The 2,742-nt window shown below is 67.5% G+C and carries 4 protein-coding genes and 2 tRNA genes; 3 read left to right on the top strand and 3 right to left on the bottom strand.

The features are described from left to right. Both RMO85_RS09425 and RMO85_RS09420 read right to left on the bottom strand, forming a co-directional pair. The coding region (locus RMO85_RS09425; protein ID WP_310528470.1) for an MFS transporter at positions 1 to 448 on the bottom strand (448 nt) is incomplete at its 3' end. Positions 449 to 509: 61 nt separating this feature from the next. After that, positions 510 to 595 (bottom strand) — tRNA-Tyr (locus RMO85_RS09420). A 95-nt stretch (positions 596 to 690) separates the two neighbouring features. Between RMO85_RS09420 and RMO85_RS09415 the strand changes: the two genes are divergently transcribed. From RMO85_RS09415 to RMO85_RS09405, 3 genes are all read left to right on the top strand, one after another. Beyond that, on the top strand, positions 691 to 1,182 hold the full coding sequence (locus tag RMO85_RS09415; RefSeq protein ID WP_310528469.1) for a YajQ family cyclic di-GMP-binding protein: 492 nt from the start codon (positions 691 to 693) through the stop codon (positions 1,180 to 1,182). Between the two features lie 148 nt (positions 1,183 to 1,330). Then, positions 1,331 to 1,669: a helix-turn-helix transcriptional regulator gene (locus tag RMO85_RS09410; protein WP_310528468.1), complete on the top strand. Its 339-nt coding sequence runs from the start codon at positions 1,331 to 1,333 to the stop codon at positions 1,667 to 1,669. Between the two features lie 71 nt (positions 1,670 to 1,740). After that, positions 1,741 to 2,253, top strand: a complete 513-nt coding sequence (locus RMO85_RS09405) for a hypothetical protein (RefSeq protein ID WP_310528467.1) — start codon at positions 1,741 to 1,743, stop codon at positions 2,251 to 2,253. A gap of 156 nt (positions 2,254 to 2,409) precedes the next feature. Here the strand turns inward: RMO85_RS09405 and RMO85_RS09400 are convergent. Then, positions 2,410 to 2,480 (bottom strand) — tRNA-Gly (locus RMO85_RS09400). Positions 2,481 to 2,742 lie beyond the last annotated feature (262 nt).

Here is a 2,742-nt window from a genome sequence, read left to right as displayed (position 1 = left end):
GGCCGGTGAGGCCGGTGAGCTGGGTGATCATCGGGGCCTGCCGCACGAGGAACCAGACGCTCACTATCCGGATCACGCTGACGAAGATCATCGCGTCGCCGGCGCCGAGAACGGCCCGGGACATGACAGCGCCGCCGAACGACGTGCTGAACGCGAACCCCAGCTGCCCGGCGGTCATCAGCACCAACCCGCACAGCAACATGGCCCGCGAGCCGAAGCGGTCGAGCAGCACCCCGACGGGCACCTGCATCCCGGCGTAGACGACGAGTTGGAGCACGGTGAACGTGGCCAGGCTGGTGGCGTTGATGTTGTAGCGCTCGGCCGCGAGGATGCCCGCGACGCCGAGCGAACTGCGGTGGAAGACGGCCAGGACGTAGACCGCCAACGCCACTCCCCAGACGGCCCACGCCCGGCGGCGGCCGATGTCGTGGATCTGCTCGGCGGCCATGGCGACAGCATCGCAGGGGGGTCGGCCGAAATGCCGAACGGCCCCGACAGTGCGGGGCCGTTGGTGGCAGATGAAGGATTCGAACCTTCGAAGGCATACGCCGACGGATTTACAGTCCGCTCCCATTGGCCGCTCGGGCAATCTGCCGTGCTGACGCCCGAGCCAAGGGCGAGCTTGGCCGGGTGACAACGAGACGAAAGGATAGCGTCAGACCGACGTAGACAGAAAACCGGAGGAGCCCCATGGCCGACTCAAGCTTTGACATCGTGAGCAAGCTCGACCGCCAGGAGGTGGACAACGCGCTGAGCCAGGCGGCGCGCGAGATCGCCACCCGATTCGACTTCAAGGGAACCGGCGCCACGATCGAGTGGAAGGGCGACCAGGCCATCGAGATCGTCGCCTCCGCCGACGACCGGGCCAGCGCCGTGCTCAGCGTTTTCCAGGACAAGCTGATCAAGCGCGACCAGAGCCTGAAGATCCTCGACGCCTCCGAGCCGCGCCAGTCGGGCCAGGTGTCCAAGATCGACATCACGCTCAAGGAGGGCATCACCTCCGAGGACGCCAAGAAGATCTCCAAGCTCATCCGCGACGAGGGCCCCAAGGGCGTCAAGGCGCAGGTCCAGGGCGACGAACTGCGGGTGTCGTCGAAGAAGCGCGACGACCTCCAGGCCGTGCAAGCACTGGTGAAGTCGCAGGACTACGACTTCGCGGTGCAGTTCACCAACTACCGCTGATCTGGGCTGTTTGCACTGGTCATCGCGCCGTCACTGCTCGCCTGATACGACCAGGGCACTCAGGCTCGTCGGCAGGAGTTTCACTCCTCTACTTCGTTGAGCCTTCAGGCCTTGAACCCTAGCGAGCCTAGGCCTAGCCTTGCTAGGTATGAGGGGATCCACCATCAAGGGGCACTTGGACATGCTCGTACTGGCGGTCCTGGCCGCGGGTCCGCTGCACGGCTATGCCGTGATCGAGGAGCTCAGGGCGCGCAGCGGGGATTCGTTCGACCTGCCGGAGGGCACGATCTACCCGGTGCTGCACCGGTTGGAGCGGGAGGGCCTGCTTGCGAGCGTCTGGAGCGAGGCTGTCGGTCGCCCGCGGCGCACGTACACGGTGACCAGGGCCGGGAGGAAGGCGCTCGCCGAGCAGCGGCGGGCGTGGCAAGCCTTCTCCGACGCGGTCGGGAGGGTGCTGGGGGGTGCGCCGTGGCCGGCCACGATCTAACCCTCGACCACCTCGCTCAGGTGCGCCCGATGGTCGACTGCCGACTTGACCCCGACGCGACGGCCTGAGCTGTGTTCGTCTGGGGAGCGCTCGGGATCCTGCTGGGTGCCTGGGTCGGCGTGCTCGCGCGGCTGTGGATGCGACTGATCGTCGTCCACCCGGACCCGTTCAGCTGGTCCGGGACGCTGGCGATCATCCTCAGTGCTGCGATCGGCGGGCTGGGGCTGGGGCTGGTGCGAGGCGCGCGCCTGACCGGCCGCTCCAAGGGCTGGCGCCTCGCGGCCCTCCTCGCGCTCCCGTTCCTGGGAGCCCCCATGGGCCTCGGGGTGTTTCTGCTCAGCGCGCTCCTCGGCGGCTGGGCGCTGGCGTACCGGCGGCCGATCTGGTTCGCTCCGGCACTCGCGGCACTCTGGTTCGCCGCACTGCCCTTCATCGGCTTCGCGGTAGGTGACCCCGACCATCACGATCTGTACGACGGTGTCCACTACCTGTCGATCTCGGTCGGACTGTGGACCCTCGCGGCCCTCCTCGCAGTCGGTGGCCGCGAACTCTTCCTCAGGTGGCCGGTGGTGTCCCGGCCCTGACCTGGATCCGCTGTGTGCCGGGGCGCTGCTCCAGCTCCTACCTGCCGCGTGCGCCTCCGAGCCGGAAGTAGCGGGCAGGTGCGGTCGTGGGGAGGCGAGCACACAACGCCGTTCCGTGCCAGCGAGGAACTGCTGGGCTCCGGCTTGGTGAACTCGAGCGGACGCGAGGATTTGAACCTCGACCCCTTCCCTGGAAGGGAAGCGTGCTGCAACTACACCACGTCCGCGAAGCCAGCCTCTGACGAGACTGACACGTTCGTAGTATGAACCACCTGCAGGACTACCCGGGCGCCAGGGTGCGACTCCCGGACTACGGGACTTCGCACCACATGACGCGTCGTGATCGCGGCTGCGGTATGCCGCGCTCGCGCGTCAGCCACCTGCGCGGATCGTGCGGCGGGTGGACATGGTCTCGAACGGCGCCCCAGCAACGGTTCGGCACTCTTGACAGCATGCATTGCCAGGGTGTTAGGGCACGAGGACAGTGCG

It is taken from the genome of Nocardioides sp., from assembly GCF_031422975.1.
GTDB lineage: Bacteria > Actinomycetota > Actinomycetes > Propionibacteriales > Nocardioidaceae > Nocardioides.
The sequence above is the reverse complement of the archived record's forward strand: the minus strand, read 5'-3'. Positions and strand labels throughout refer to the sequence as shown.